The sequence below is a fragment of the Vibrio sp. 2134-1 genome (assembly GCF_033339495.1).
Genome location: NZ_JAWOUS010000808.1, coordinates 1 through 554, shown reverse-complemented (window position 1 = coordinate 554; position 554 = coordinate 1). Strand labels below are relative to the sequence as shown.

The window sequence follows — 554 nt, the reverse complement described above, 5'->3', positions numbered from 1 at the left end:
GATTCAAGAGTGCGTTGAGCAAGCACAAAAAGCCGGTGCAACCATCGACCAAATCGAAAAAGGCGCAGATAACATTGCTGAAATGAGCATTCAAATTGCGAGTGCTTGCAGCGAGCAAAGCTCGGTAACAGAAGAGCTGCATCGTAACGTGGAACACATCAACCAGTTCTCTAGCGAAGTGGCGACAGGTTCACGCCAAACAGCAATTGCATGTCGCGATTTAAGTGAGCTGGCGGTAGGTCTACAAGAGATCGTCGGTCAATTCAAAACTGCATAGTCACTCACGTCATTCTTATCTATTCAAGCCCAGCGCTCATCGCTGGGCTTTTTTAATGTCATTTGCCGATAAAAACCAGAGCTTGGTCAAGGTTCTTTAAATTGAGGCCTTCATAGCCCTCTTCCAACGCTAAGCCTCTCTATTTAAAAAGAATCGCTTGTAGATAAAATGCTAAGCTCTAAAAAGAAATCGTTATGGATGGCGGTTAGCGACGGGTTGGCGGGCTCAATCAACACGCTCCCGTTCGCAAGTTATCTATTCATGCATTACTTCTTCA

The 554-nt window shown here is 45.5% G+C and carries 1 pseudogene; it reads left to right on the top strand.

The window, feature by feature from the left end:
- A pseudogene (locus tag R7R78_RS28655) lies at positions 1-277 on the top strand (methyl-accepting chemotaxis protein); the annotation flags it as partial.
- Positions 278-554: the final 277 nt, after the last annotated feature.